Origin of the sequence: Lacticaseibacillus suilingensis, assembly GCF_016861845.1 — a bacterium.
Taxonomy (GTDB): domain Bacteria; phylum Bacillota; class Bacilli; order Lactobacillales; family Lactobacillaceae; genus Lacticaseibacillus; species Lacticaseibacillus suilingensis.
Genome location: NZ_BOLV01000007.1, coordinates 1 through 13,716, shown reverse-complemented (window position 1 = coordinate 13,716; position 13,716 = coordinate 1). Strand labels below are relative to the sequence as shown.

Here is a 13,716-nt window from a genome sequence, read left to right as displayed (position 1 = left end):
ATGGGTCGACCTCAGCGCCCCTGCCTCGGCAGGGGCTTTGGTCTAGCCCAAAATTTAGGCGTGGAGTTTGAACCTGAAGCGCTATCATGGTATAAATGGACACGTTGACCGCGGAAGCGGTAATTCTGGAAATAAAAGGAATGAGCAAATATGGCAACGCTGACCAATGATTTTTTGACGGTTACCATCAGCGAGCACGGCGCTGAAGTGACCAGTATCATCAACAACCACACCGATCAGGAATATATCTGGCAAGCGGATCCCAAAGTTTGGAAACGCCACGCCCCAGTATTGTTCCCGATTGTCGGGGCCTTGAAGAATAACGAGTACCGCTATGATGGTCAGACTTACCACATGAACCAGCATGGCTTCGCCCGGGATCGCGATTTCACCGTGGAGGCGCAATCCGATAAGCAAGTGACCATGGTGCTGAAAGATGACGCCGAAAGCCGCAAAGTGTATCCTTTCGCCTTTGTCCTGAAGCTGATTTTCACCTTGGAAAACAACGGCTTGACCGTGACGTACCATGTCGAAAATCCTGCGGCTGAGGCACCGCTGTACTTCTCCATTGGCGGTCACCCGGGCTTCAACATCCCGGTGACGCCAGACACCAAGTTCGAGGATTACTTCTTGGCTTTTCAGCCGCTGAAGTCGCGTGTGCAGGTACCACTGATTGCCGGTGAAGGTATCGATTACAAGCACCGCACCTTGGCCGCCACCGATGCCAATTTGCAGCTCAACCATGAGTTCTTTGAGCAAGACGCGGTGATTTACGAACTCAACGGTCGCTCTGCCTTCTCCCTGCGCTCAGATAAAACCCGCCATGGCGTGATGCTGACGACAACCGATGCGCCGTTTATCGGCGTCTGGAGTCCATATCCCACCGAAGGAAATTTCGTCTGCTTGGAACCATGGTGGGGCATTGCCGACACCACTGATGCCACTGGCGATTTAACCGAGAAGCTGGGCATCAACAAACTGGAACCAAATGAGATTTTCGATCATAGCTATTTGATCGAAATCTTCTAAACCTAAAAAAGGCGCTGCCTTCAGCCCGTGTGGGTCTGAAGGCAACGCTTTTTGCGTGCAAGTTATTGGCGTTTGCGGCGCAGGTATTGGCCCAGGCCAAAGGGCACCATGTTTTCGGTGCCAGCCTTGATGCGGGCGAAGTTGGCGCGGTGGCGCACCATAATCACCAGCCACACCACCGTAGCAACGGCAGTTAAGATCCAGTCATGGAAAAACAACGAGCCCAGTACCACCAAGGTCATCCCCAAAGTGGAGGCGACGCTGACCATGCTGGTAAGCAGCACCAGACTGAGGAAGACCGCACAGCAGAAGAGGAAAAACACGGGATTGTAGGCCAGCGCAATCCCAGCAGAGGTGGCGACGGCTTTACCGCCTTTAAAGCCGATGAACACCGAGCAGGTATGGCCAAACACCGCCGCCAACCCGACAATCAAGACCCACCAGTGCGGCGTGATGCCAAAGAAGGCTGGCAGCGATGCGCCGAGGGTCCCTTTGAGAATATCCATTACTAGGACAATCGATCCGCCCACCGGCCCGAGGACGCGGTAGGCGTTGGTGGTGCCAATGTTGTGGGAGCCGGCGGTGCGGATATCTTGATGGAAGAACAACTGGCCGACCCAGACACCGCTGGGTATCGAGCCAATGAGATAAGCGAGGATGAAACAAAAAACAAGGGTCATGGGTAAGTCCTTTCTGTGCGCAAGGTCGAAACGACTGCGCAAGATGATGGCAAAACTGCCGCCCAGGTGCCGGCCGAAGCCAGCGTAATCAGTGCTTCCAGTTTACCATTTTTTGACCAAAGCGGGAATCTTGCGTAAAATAGATTGTCCGAACATTTATTCGGGTGTGGCCCCAAAGGAAAGTGCTAGGCAGATCATCAAGCTAAAAGCGTCTTCGTTCGCAGCCTGATAGTTGTGCTCACGAAGACAACGCTCGAGCAGCTTGATCGGCCTGTAGTGCGGAGCACGTACAGGCTGACATGCGGCAGCAGCTACGCATCAGGTCTCGCCGTCAAAGGACGACGGCAATGCCTGATGCTAGGCTACCTGTCGAGCTAAAAGCGGCCAACCTTCGCAGCCTGGATAAAATTCCCTTTCACCTAGGCCTTGGTCTGGTGTATTGTAATTGGAGTTGCACGAAAAAGGAGTAAACAATGGCGAAAGCAAGTGAAACATACACCGATTCATCAATTCAGGTGCTGCATGGCTTGGAGGCTGTGCGCAAGCGGCCGGGGATGTATATTGGGTCGACCGATGCCCGCGGCTTGCACCATCTCGTTTATGAAATCGTCGATAACTCAGTCGATGAAGCACTGGCTGGGTATGGCGACAAAATCGCGGTGACCATTCATCAAGATAATTCGATTACCGTTCAAGATCATGGCCGCGGTATGCCGACAGGGATGCACGCGTCGGGCAAACCGACCATCGAAGTCATCTTAACCGTGCTACATGCCGGCGGGAAATTTGATCAAAATTCTTATAAAACCTCTGGCGGCTTGCACGGGGTTGGCTCTTCCGTCGTGAACGCCCTGAGCGAATCGCTGACGGTGCGGGTCGTGCGCGATAAGCACGGCTTCGAGGAGCATTTCATTAATGGCGGCCATCCCGATGGCGGGCTCCAGAAGCTCGGGAAAATCAACGAGCCCAACGGCACGATGATTACCTTCAAGCCAGATCCGACGATTTTCCAAACCACGACGTATAACTTCGATACGCTGGCGGAACGGTTGCGCGAATCGGCCTTTTTGCTGAAGAACATTATCTTCACCTTAACCGATGAACGCACCGGCCGCGCGGAAACCTACCACTATCCAGATGGCCTGGTCAGTTTCGTGAAGTACCTCAATGAGGATCGCGATACCGTCAGTCCAGTCTTCAACTTCGAAGGCACTAAAGATGGCATTGTGGTCGACTTCGCGGGTCAATACAATGATGGCTATTCGGAAAATACCATTAGCTTCGTGAATAACGTCCGCACCGGTGACGGCGGTACCCATGAAGTGGGGATGCGCAGCGCGATCACCCGCGCCTTTAATGATTTTGCCCGTAAAGTGAACCTACTGAAGGACAAAGATAAGAACCTCGAAGGCTCCGACGTCCGCGAAGGGTTGGCGGCGGTGCTGTCGGTGCGGATTCCGGAAGAAATCCTGCAGTTTGAAGGTCAAACCAAAGGCAAACTCGGCACCCCGCAAGCGCGGACGGTAGTCGACAATGTCCTTTACGAAAAAATGAGCTTCTGGCTGATGGAAGGCGGCGACGAGGCCCAAGAGCTCGTGCGTAAAGCTGTCCGCGCCCGCGAAGCGCGCGAAGCGGCCCGCAAAGCCCGCGATGATTCGCGGACCGGTAAGCGCAAGAAGAAGGATCAAGGCCTGCTATCAGGCAAGCTCACCCCGGCGCAAAGCAAAAATGCGGCTAAAAACGAGCTGTACTTGGTCGAAGGGGATTCCGCTGGCGGCTCCGCCAAGCAAGGCCGCGACCGCAAATTCCAAGCCATTTTGCCGCTGCGAGGGAAAGTGCTGAACACCCAAAAGGCCAAGTTGCAGGACATCGTCAAAAACGAAGAAATCAACACGATGATTTACACCATCGGCGCTGGCGTCGGTGCTGAATTTGACGTTAAGCAAAGTAATTACGACAAAATCATTATCATGACCGATGCGGATACCGATGGGGCCCACATCCAGATTTTGCTGCTGACGTTCTTCTATCGTTACATGCGGCCGCTGATGGATGCCGGCAAGGTTTACATCGCTTTGCCGCCGCTGTACCGGCTGCAAAAAGGGAAAGGCGCCAATGTCAAAATTGCCTATGCCTGGACCGACGAAGAGTTGGAAAAAGAAACCCAGAAAATGGGTAAAGGCTACACGTTGACCCGGTTCAAAGGGTTGGGTGAAATGAACGCCGATCAGCTCTGGGAAACCACCATGAATCCGGAGACCCGCACCCTGATTCGCGTCCACGTGGAAGACGGCGCCCTAGCCGAACGGCGGGTGACTACCTTGATGGGTGACCGCGTCGAACCGCGGCGGGAATGGATTGAATCCAATGTCGATTTTGACATGGATGAAGAAGGTTCCATCATGGAAACCAAGACTTCTGATCACAGCGACATGCAGTTCGGGGTCAACCAAATCAAGAAACAGCTGACGAAGAAGGGTAAATAAATGGCAAACCATATTCAAGAAATGGCGTTAGAAGACGTCATGGGTGAGCGCTTCGGCCGCTATTCCAAATACATCATTCAAGAGCGGGCCTTGCCCGACGTGCGCGACGGTTTGAAGCCGGTGCAACGCCGCATTTTGTTCGCCATGAATCAAGATGGCAACACGTTTGACAAAGGCTTTCGCAAGTCCGCTAAATCGGTCGGGAATGTCATGGGTAATTTTCACCCCCATGGCGACTCCTCGATTTATGAAGCGATGGTGCGCCTGAGCCAAGATTGGAAGCTGGAAGAGCCGCTGATTGAAATGCACGGGAACAACGGCTCGATGGACGGTGATCCGCCCGCAGCCATGCGGTATACCGAAGCGCGCCTGGCCAAGATTTCCGGCGAGCTGCTCAAGGATATCGACAAAGATACCGTCGACATGGTGCTGAATTTCGATGACACCACCGAAGAGCCGACCGTGCTGCCGGCCGCCTTTCCCAATCTGCTGGTCAATGGTGCTACCGGGATTTCTGCCGGTTACGCCACTGACATTCCGCCGCATAACTTGCGGGAAGTGATCAACGCACTGCTGAAGCTGATGAAACAGCCTGATGCCAGCTTGAGCGATTTGATGCAGTTCGTGCAAGGGCCAGACTTCCCAACCGGCGGCATCATCCAAGGGCTCGCCGGCATTCGCCAGGCTTATGAAACCGGCCGCGGCAAAATTGTCGTGCGGGCGCGGACCCATACCGAAGATATGCGCGGTGGTAAGCAGCAAATCGTCATCACCGAGCTGCCATACGAAGTCAACAAGGCCCAGCTAGTCAAGAAAATCGATGAACTGCGGCTAGCTAAGAAGGTTGATGGCATTGCGGAAATTCGCGATGAAAGTGACCGCTTTGGCCTGTCTGTGGTGATTGAGCTCAAGAAAGAGGCCAATGCAGACGGCATTTTAACGTATCTGTTCAAAAACACGGACCTGCAAATCAACTACAACTTCAACATGGTCGCCATTGCGGACATGAAGCCTAAGCAGTTGGGCCTCAAGCCGATGCTGGAAGCCTACTTGAAGCACCGCCGGAATGTGATTACTCGGCGCACGGAATACGACCTGAAAAAGGCTGAAGCCCGGCAGCACATTGTTGAAGGCTTGATCAAGATGATTTCGATTTTGGATCAGGTCATCAAGGTCATTCGCGGAAGTGAAAACAAGGCCGATGCCAAGCAGAACCTGGTCAAGCAGTTTGACTTTAGCATTGAACAAGCGGAAGCCATTGTTTCCTTACAACTGTACCGGTTAACCAACACGGATATCACCGCGCTGGAGGCGGAAGCCGCGGAACTGGCGAAAAATATCGCCCACTACCATGATATTTTGACCCATGAGGCCACCCGCGATGCCGTTATCGAAAGTGAACTGGTCACCATTGCCAAGACTTACGGCAAAGACCGGCGCTCAACCATTCAAGCGGAAATCGAACAGCTGGAAGTTGACACCACGGTCACCGTCGCAGATGAACAAGTGATGGTGATGGTGTCGCGCGATGGCTACATGAAGCGTAGTTCGCTGCGCAGCTATCAAGCCGTCGATCCAGCCGACAACGGGCTGAAGACCAACGACTTCCCTGTGTTCCAGCAGGAAATGAGCACCTTGGCGCATTTGTACATGTTCACCAGTGCCGGCAATGTGATTTACCGGCCGGTGCATGAGCTGGAGGATACCCGCTGGAAAGATGCTGGTGAGCATCTATCCCAAGCGGTGGGGATCAACTCCGAAGAAACCGTGATTGCGGCCTTTGGGTTTGATGCGCTGACTGAACCAGGCAACTTTGTTCTGGGTTCTTCAGACGGCTACATCAAGCAAACCGCCTTGGCAGACCTCCAACCGCAGCGCGGCTACAAGAACCGAGCGATGGTGGGGATGAAGCTCAAGGACGACTCAGCCGTGGTCACGAATGCTTACTTTGTTGCCCCAGACAGTCAGCAAACTGTCACCGCCGTCACCTACCAGGCCTATGGTCAGCAGTTCCCGCTGAGCGAAGTCAGTGTGATTGGGGCCCGGGCCACCGGGGTCAAGAGCATGGCGCTGAAAGCCGGGGACCATGTGGTGAGTTACGTTTTGGCCGATGATCCGGAGAAGACGGAAATTGGCATTTTGACCCAACGCGGTGCCTTCAAAAAGATGAAACTCCAGGAACTCGGCATTGGGGCGCGCGCTCGGCGCGGTCTGATGGTGCTCCGCGAGCTGAAGCGTGATCCGCATCGCATTGTCGCGATGACGCTGGTTGACGACAACACGCAACTGACGATTGTCACGGCCAAGGATAAACAAGTCACCTTGAACCCAAGTGACTATCCAGACGGTGATCGCTATTCCAATGGCTCATTTGTGCTCGATACAGATACGGTCGGCGAGCCGAAATTTGTCCATCGCGACCAGATTTTAGAACTACCGGCAGAAAATTAATTTAAAATAATTCTTAAGAGGCCCGAATAATCGGGCCTTTTTTGCATTCTGTTGTAATACAGATTCGTGATTACTGTTCCATAAAAAATAGCGACAGTGAGGGGCCAAAACCTTGATAAATCAACATTTTGCCCAAAAAAGATAGTGAAATTATTAGCAAAGTTAGTGACAAATCCTTGAAGAAGATATGCCTTTCATTGCCTTAAGCGCGGGAAAGAAAGTGCTTGCATAGCACTTGTGACGTGTTATACTAAGACTGTAAAATCTGTGATAAGGAATTCAACTATAGGAGGCTATCCAGATGAAGCAGTTAGACAAGACAGACATCAAAACCTACTGGGATGGTTTTAATGCTGGGGACTGGCAATATGAAATTAACGTACGTGATTTCATCCAAAAGAACCTGACCCAATATGATGGCGACGAATCATTCCTCGCCGGCCCAACCGAAGCCACCACGATCTTGAACAATCAGGTGTTGAACCTGAAGAAGCAAGAACGTGAAGCTGGCGGTGTGCTTGATGCCGACACCAAAGTGGTTGCTACGGTCACTTCACACGGCCCTGGCTATCTGAACAAGGATCTTGAAAAGATCGTTGGCCTGCAAACCGACAAGCCATTCAAACGTGCGTTCATGCCATTTGGTGGGATTCGCATGGCGGAAGACGCTTTGAAGTCCTACGGCTACCAACCAGATCCAGAAATGCACAAGATCTTCACCGAATATCACAAGACCCATAACCAAGGTGTCTTCGATGTTTACACCCCTGATATGCGTAAGGCTCGTCACTACAAGATTGTCACTGGCTTGCCAGATGCTTATGCTCGTGGCCGGATTGTGGCTGACTTCCCACGGATCGCCATCTATGGGATTGACAAGTTGATGGCTGACAAGGCTGCCGACTTTGCTAACATCGGTGACGGCGAAATGACCGACGATGTCATCCGCCTGCGTGAACAGGTTTCTGATCAGTACCGTGCTTTGAACGACATGAAGAAGATGGCTGCTAGCTATGGCTACGACATCTCCAAGCCTGCGACCAACGCTCAAGAAGCTGTTCAATGGATTTACTTCGGCTACTTGGCAGCGGTTAAGACCCAAAACGGGGCCGCAATGTCCGTTGGCCGGATTGACACCACCATCGATGCCTTCATCGAACGTGACTTCAAGCGCGGTCTGCTCGACGAAAGCCAAGCGCAAGAATTGATCGATCACTTAGTTATGAAGCTGCGCATGGTGCGCTTCATCCGGACCGAAGAATACAACTCCCTGTTCTCAGGCGACCCAATCTGGGCAACGCTGTCCTTGGGTGGGGTCGGCTTCGATGGCCGTCACCACATTACCAAGACGGCCTTCCGGTTCCTGAAGACCCTCGACAACATGGGTGCTGCGCCAGAACCAAACATCACCTTGCTGTGGGACGAGAAGCTGCCTGAAGGCTTCAAGCGCTACGCAACGGAAGTCTCCATTACCAGTTCCACCATCCAGTACGAAAACGACTCCTTGATGCGGACCGAATGGGGCACGGACTACTACGGCATCGCGTGCTGTGTTTCCGCTCAACCAATCCAAGACGGCGTTCAGTTCTTTGGCGCTCGTGCTAACTTGGCTAAGGCCATCCTTTATGCCATCAATGGTGGGATGGACGAAATCGGCGAAACTCAGGTTGGTCCTGAAACCGAACCAATTTCATCAGACGTCATTGACTACGACGAATTCATGAAGAAGTTCGATGTCCAAGCATCCTGGCTGGCTGATGTTTATGTCAACGCTTTGAACGCCATTCAGTACATGCACGACAAGTACTACTACGAATCCGCTCAATTGGCATTGAAGAACACACATCTGGACTACACCTTCGCCACTGGGATTTCCGGCTTCTCCCATGCGGTTGACTCCATTTCTGCTATCAAGTACGGCAAGGTTCACCCAGTTCGCGACGAAAAGGGTGTTGCCATCGACTTCAAGGCTGAAAACGAAGACTACCCACGTTACGGGAACAACGACAATCGGGCCGACTCCATTGCTAAGTGGCTCATCAAGTACTTCTACAACAAGATGAACACGCATCACCTGTATCACAACGCTAAGCTTTCGACCTCTGTTTTGACCATTACCTCCAACGTGGTTTATGGGAAGAACACCGGTACCACACCTAACGGCCGTCAAAAAGGCGAACCATTCTCACCTGGTGCTAACCCAGCTTACGGCGCTGAAAAGAACGGGGCTTTGGCATCCTTAATGTCCACTGCGAAGATTCCATATCACTACGCAACAGACGGGATTTCCAATACCTTCGGCGTAACGCCTAACACCCTGGGCCATGATGATGAAACCCGCAAGGATACGCTGGTTCACATGATCGACGGCTACATGGAAAACAACGGGATGCACTTGAACATCAACGTCTTCAACAAGGAGACTCTGATTGATGCCCAGAAGCACCCAGCAGAATACCCAACGCTGACGGTCCGCGTTTCTGGCTACTGCGTCTACTTCGCAGATCTGACCAAGGAACAACAGGACGACGTTATCGCCCGGACCTTCTTCGAAGAGATGTAAAGCACGACCAAAACGGGAGTCCTTTTGGGCTCCCGTTTTGCCCAGAGGCGGCAAGGAAACTTGCCGCTTGTGGGCAGACCGGGTTATGCTAAAGAAGGCTGCGGAAGGTGGCTGAAACTTAGCCGGATGGGTAGCCTAGCTATGAGCATTGTCGGTGGGCTTTACCGACGAGGCTCATGGCGTAGCTAGCCACTCCGGCGTTAGCCACCTGGAGCGCAACTAAAGAAGGCTGCGGAAGGTGACATTAATTTTCCGCAGCAACCGGCACCAGACAAGGAGGACTTAACGATGAAATTAATTGATAACACCAAATCTCCTTTAAATGTATTGGATCAAGTGGGGGTTAAACCCGAAGGCCCAGTGATTGGCTATGTGCACTCGATTGAAAGCTTTGGCTCCGTCGATGGCCCTGGCATTCGCTTTGTGGCGTTCCTGCAAGGATGCCGGATGCGCTGTCAGTACTGCCACAATCCTGATACGTGGAACATCGGGGTCGGCGATGAAATGACGGCTGATGAGGTTTTGGACAATGCGGAACGCTACCGCGCCTTCTGGGGCGAAACTGGGGGCATTACCTGCTCCGGTGGGGAGTCTTTGGTGCAGATTGATTTTTTGCTTGATTTGTTCACGAAAGCGAAAGCGCGCCATATTTCCACTTGCCTGGATACGTCAGGCGGTCCGTTCACCCGCAGTGAGCCTTGGTTCTCCAAGTTCAAGCAGCTGATGAAGGTCACCGATATTTCGCTGGTTGATATTAAGCATATCAACTCCGCTGAGCACAAAAAACTCACCGGGATTGGTAATGAGAACATCCTAGATATGATTCAGTGGATGTCCCACAACGATTGCGATATGTGGATTCGTCACGTGCTGGTGCCACAGCGGACGGATTACGATAACTATCTGACCGAGTTAGGCGATTACATTAAGACCCTTGACCATGTGCAAAAGGTCGAAGTGCTGCCTTACCACACGTTGGGCGTGAAGAAGTACCATGAACTTGGCATCACGTATCCGCTGGAAGGCATCGAACCGCCAACCGCTGATCGCGTCAAGAACGCCGAACAGCTTTTGCATACTGCCGATTACACGGGCTGGAAGACATGGCGGCCACAGTGGTAGACTAAGAATGATTATTACAATAAGAAGAAGGGGCTTTTAGTTGCTCTTTCTTTTTTTATCACCTATGATAAGAGCAGTTATCTTGCGCTTGGCATATTAGACGTGAACAGCGATTCCATTTTGTGGTAAGGAGTACAGAGATGAAGACCAAACAGGACAGTATTTTTTCTTCCAAAACGCTATCGTATTTTCTCCAACTGGCTGAAACCATGAATTACACGCAGGCGGCCCAGCTGCTGGGGATCACCCAGCCGGCCTTGACCCAGCAGATCAAGAAGCTTGAGCGCGCAGTGGGGGCGCCGTTGTTCTACTCTGTAGGCAAAAAGCTGCATCTGTCAGACGCCGGACGGACGATGCTGGCGGCGACGCATGACATTTACGACACGCTGAATCAGGCGACTGACGAAATTCAGCAGGCTTCCAATGCCAATTCTGGGACCATTAAGATCGGGCTTTTGGCCTCGATCGAGGACTCGGCTTTTACCGGCTTCATTTCGGATTACTACTTAAAGAACCAAGACGTGGAAGTCGTGTTCCTGAACATGACTCGGCACGAAATCTGGGAACATTTGGAAAACAACCAGATCGATTTGGCTGTGATGTATTTGCCGGATGATACGATTAAGAACTGGAAGCCTTACGAAAGTCGCAAAATCGTTGATGAGCAGCTGCTGTTCCTGCATCACAGCGATAAACTCGCCAACCGCAAGCGCGTTCACTTCCGCGATACCGTGGCCCAACCATGGGTCACGTATCCAGAGAACTATTTCCTGTCGCACTTCCTGAAAGAGGCCTATAAGAATCAAATGGTCGATTACCCGGAAGTGGTGGCGCAATTCACCACGCCTTATCAGATCACCCAATTCCTGAACCGCACCGGCGTGAATACGGCGCTGCCGAATAGCTTCTACCAGGCTCACCAGGAGCAGATTCATGCGCATGCCGTAGCGTTTGAGCCCGCGGTCAGTTTTGAGCTGGCGTTTGTCTTCCGCAAGGGCAAAGACCAAATTCCGCGGATCAGCCAGTTCCTGAGCGCCTTTGACACGTATCTGAGCGAAGAAGATTATTTATCGCGGGTCGCTGATAACCGTGTTAAACTAAATGAGTAAGTGCCAAGCCTAAACTTGGGGCAATAAGTGAAAAAAGGGAGTCACACCATGACAACATTGATTTTTGGCCACCAGAATCCTGATACCGACGCCGTCACCAGTGCGATGAGCTTCGCTGAATATCAGCGTCAGCTCGGTAACACTGACGTCGAAGCCGTTGCGCTGGGCGAAATGAATCCAGAAACGCAATATGCTTTGGACTACTTCAAACACGCGACCCCGCGCGTCGTGAAGACAGTCGCAAACGAAACGGACACCGTCATGTTGGTGGACCACAATGAATTCCAGCAGAGTGTTGCGGATATCAAGGATGTCACCATCGCGGCAGTCGTTGATCACCACCGCATTGCGAACTTCGAAACCGCTGCACCGCTGTTCTACCGCGCTGAGCCTATCGGCAGTAGCAACTCCGTGATTTATGAAATGTTCCAAGAAAAAGGCTTTACCATCAGCCCGCAACTGGCTGGCTTGATGGCCAGCGGGATCATTTCCGACACGCTGCTGCTGAAGAGCCCAACCACCACTGATGTTGAGCGCAAGATTTTGCCAGAATTGGCTAAGATTGCCGGCATCGACTTGCAGGAATATGGGTTGGCCATGCTGAAGGCTGGCACCAACTTGGCGGCTAAGTCCGATTTGGAAATCGTTGAAGGCGACGCCAAGAGCTTTGATATGGGCGGTCAGGCCGTCCGCATCGGCCAGGTCAATGTCGTTGACCTGAACGAGGTTTACGCGCGGCAGGCGGCGATTGAGGACACAATGAAGAGCGAAGCTGAGAAGAATGGTTATGATACTTTCTTACTGATTGCTACAGACATTCTGAACTCCGATTCCACCGGCTTCTTGTTTGGCAAGAACCAGGATAAGCTGGAGCAGGCCTTTGGCGCTAAGTTTGATGCTGATCACCGGTTGGCTTTGCCTGGCGTGGTTTCCCGGAAAAAGCAGGTCGTGCCTCCGCTGCAAGCCGCTTTTGAAGCTTAACCCGCATTGCTCAGGCTTGATGCCTGAGCTTTTTTGTTATTAGGGAGGAAAATCATGGATAAACAGCAACAAATCGAATTGGTCAAGCAATTCTCCGACGCTTATGGCGTGCCAGGCTTCGAGCAGGACGTCATCAAGCTTTATCGCGATCAGATGGCCCCTTATGGCACCACGACCATTGACGGCATGTTCAATGCGCTCACGGCGCGCCATGGTAACACTGGCGACCGGCCGGTGGTTCAAATGGATGCCCATGCCGATGAAGTGGGCCTGATGGTGCAAGCCATTCGCCCCAGCGGCCTGATTAAGTTCGTCACCTTGGGCGGCTGGGTACCAACCAACGTGCCTGCGATGCGCGTGGTGGTGCGTAACAAGCGCGGTGAATACATTCCTGGTGTGGTCGCCACCAAGCCACCACACTTCATGACAGCGGCTGAACGCAACCAGGTGCCGACGATTGCTGGCATGTCAATTGACGTTGGTAGCGTATCGAGCGAAGAAACCATCAACGATTTTGCCATTGATACCGGCTGCCCGATTTTCCCAGATGTGCAGTGCAGCTACGATGATCAACATGGCATGTTCTTCGGCAAGGCCTTTGATGACCGGGTTGGGGCGGCGGCCTTGATCGATACCTTTGATAACCTGAAGGATGATCAGCTGAAGGTTGATGTCGTTGCAGGCCTTTCAACTCAGGAAGAAGTCGGCCTGCGCGGCGCGTATGTCACGGCGCGCAAGGTTGATCCTGATTTGGCAATCGTTTATGAAGGTGTACCGGCCGATGACACCTTCGAACCAGACTGGCTCAGCCAAACCCGGATGAAAGGCGGCCCAATGCTGCGTGATTTGGATACCACCTACATCGCCAACCCGAATTTCCAACAGTTTGCGGCTGATTTAGCCGATGAACTGCATCTCCCATACACCCGTGCGGTGCGCACCGGTGGGGGACAGAATGGGGCAGCGATTGGGTACTGGAAAGGCGTGCCAACGATTGTCGTGGGTATTCCTGTCCGTTATGAGCATACCGCGTACAATTTTACTGCCTTGAGCGATTTCCAAGTTTCCAGTCAGCTCGGGACTGAGATTTTGCGGCGGCTGGATAAGGAAACCATTGAATCCTTTAATCGGGTCGACTAAAGCATCGATTTTTGCCCGATAAGCTCAATCAAATCTAGCACATTCAGCAAAACGTTTTTGCGAGTGTGCTTTTTTAGTACTTGAATTGTCAAGCTAAGTGGAACATCTCTGACCAGAAGACTTCCAGCGAGGATTTCCAACCAAACATCTTGCGT

10 protein-coding genes are annotated in these 13,716 nt (G+C 52.3%); 9 read left to right on the top strand and 1 reads right to left on the bottom strand.

Annotated elements, in window-relative coordinates:
• The first annotated feature begins 150 nt into the window (after positions 1-150).
• Complete coding sequence (locus tag JUF11_RS05365) at positions 151-1,029, top strand: aldose 1-epimerase family protein (RefSeq protein WP_204118688.1); 879 nt, start codon at positions 151-153, stop codon at positions 1,027-1,029.
• A 62-nt stretch (positions 1,030-1,091) separates the two neighbouring features.
• On the opposite strand, the gene plsY is transcribed toward JUF11_RS05365, so the two are convergent.
• Entirely contained in the window at positions 1,092-1,709 is a 618-nt protein-coding gene (gene plsY / locus JUF11_RS05360; RefSeq protein ID WP_204118687.1) for a glycerol-3-phosphate 1-O-acyltransferase PlsY, read from the bottom strand.
• 15 nt (positions 1,710-1,724) lie between these two features.
• On the opposite strand from plsY, the gene JUF11_RS13295 reads away from it, so the two are divergent.
• The 8 genes from JUF11_RS13295 to JUF11_RS05325 all read left to right on the top strand — a co-directional run bounded on the left by JUF11_RS13295 (position 1,725) and on the right by JUF11_RS05325 (position 13,561).
• Positions 1,725-1,847: a hypothetical protein gene (locus JUF11_RS13295; protein ID WP_268886762.1), complete on the top strand. Its 123-nt coding sequence runs from the start codon at positions 1,725-1,727 to the stop codon at positions 1,845-1,847.
• A 335-nt stretch (positions 1,848-2,182) separates the two neighbouring features.
• The gene (gene parE / locus JUF11_RS05355) at positions 2,183-4,195 is read left to right on the top strand and encodes a DNA topoisomerase IV subunit B (RefSeq protein WP_204118686.1); all 2,013 of its coding nucleotides are present in this window, start codon (positions 2,183-2,185) and stop codon (positions 4,193-4,195) included.
• A complete protein-coding gene (parC, locus tag JUF11_RS05350) occupies positions 4,196-6,646 on the top strand; it encodes a DNA topoisomerase IV subunit A (RefSeq protein WP_204118685.1) in 2,451 nt (816 codons plus the stop codon).
• A gap of 301 nt (positions 6,647-6,947) precedes the next feature.
• Positions 6,948-9,209, top strand: coding sequence for a formate C-acetyltransferase (gene pflB / locus JUF11_RS05345; protein ID WP_204118684.1), 2,262 nt, complete (start codon positions 6,948-6,950; stop codon positions 9,207-9,209).
• Positions 9,210-9,497: 288 nt separating this feature from the next.
• Positions 9,498-10,331, top strand: a complete 834-nt coding sequence (gene pflA, locus JUF11_RS05340; RefSeq protein WP_204118683.1) for a pyruvate formate-lyase-activating protein — start codon at positions 9,498-9,500, stop codon at positions 10,329-10,331.
• Between the two features lie 140 nt (positions 10,332-10,471).
• The gene (locus JUF11_RS05335; RefSeq protein ID WP_204118682.1) at positions 10,472-11,440 is read left to right on the top strand and encodes a LysR family transcriptional regulator; all 969 of its coding nucleotides are present in this window, start codon (positions 10,472-10,474) and stop codon (positions 11,438-11,440) included.
• Between the two features lie 48 nt (positions 11,441-11,488).
• The gene (locus tag JUF11_RS05330; protein WP_204118681.1) at positions 11,489-12,421 is read left to right on the top strand and encodes a manganese-dependent inorganic pyrophosphatase; all 933 of its coding nucleotides are present in this window, start codon (positions 11,489-11,491) and stop codon (positions 12,419-12,421) included.
• A gap of 54 nt (positions 12,422-12,475) precedes the next feature.
• Complete coding sequence (locus JUF11_RS05325) at positions 12,476-13,561, top strand: M42 family metallopeptidase (protein WP_204118680.1); 1,086 nt, start codon at positions 12,476-12,478, stop codon at positions 13,559-13,561.
• Positions 13,562-13,716: the final 155 nt, after the last annotated feature.

Coding starts and splice junctions, on each gene's coding strand:
- JUF11_RS05365 (WP_204118688.1), top strand. CDS start 151: ATGGCAACGCTGACCAATGATTTTTTGACGGTTACCATCAGCGAGCAC.
- plsY (WP_204118687.1), bottom strand. CDS start 1,709: ATGACCCTTGTTTTTTGTTTCATCCTCGCTTATCTCATTGGCTCGATA.
- parE (WP_204118686.1), top strand. CDS start 2,183: ATGGCGAAAGCAAGTGAAACATACACCGATTCATCAATTCAGGTGCTG.
- parC (WP_204118685.1), top strand. CDS start 4,196: ATGGCAAACCATATTCAAGAAATGGCGTTAGAAGACGTCATGGGTGAG.
- pflB (WP_204118684.1), top strand. CDS start 6,948: ATGAAGCAGTTAGACAAGACAGACATCAAAACCTACTGGGATGGTTTT.
- pflA (WP_204118683.1), top strand. CDS start 9,498: ATGAAATTAATTGATAACACCAAATCTCCTTTAAATGTATTGGATCAA.
- JUF11_RS05335 (WP_204118682.1), top strand. CDS start 10,472: ATGAAGACCAAACAGGACAGTATTTTTTCTTCCAAAACGCTATCGTAT.
- JUF11_RS05330 (WP_204118681.1), top strand. CDS start 11,489: ATGACAACATTGATTTTTGGCCACCAGAATCCTGATACCGACGCCGTC.
- JUF11_RS05325 (WP_204118680.1), top strand. CDS start 12,476: ATGGATAAACAGCAACAAATCGAATTGGTCAAGCAATTCTCCGACGCT.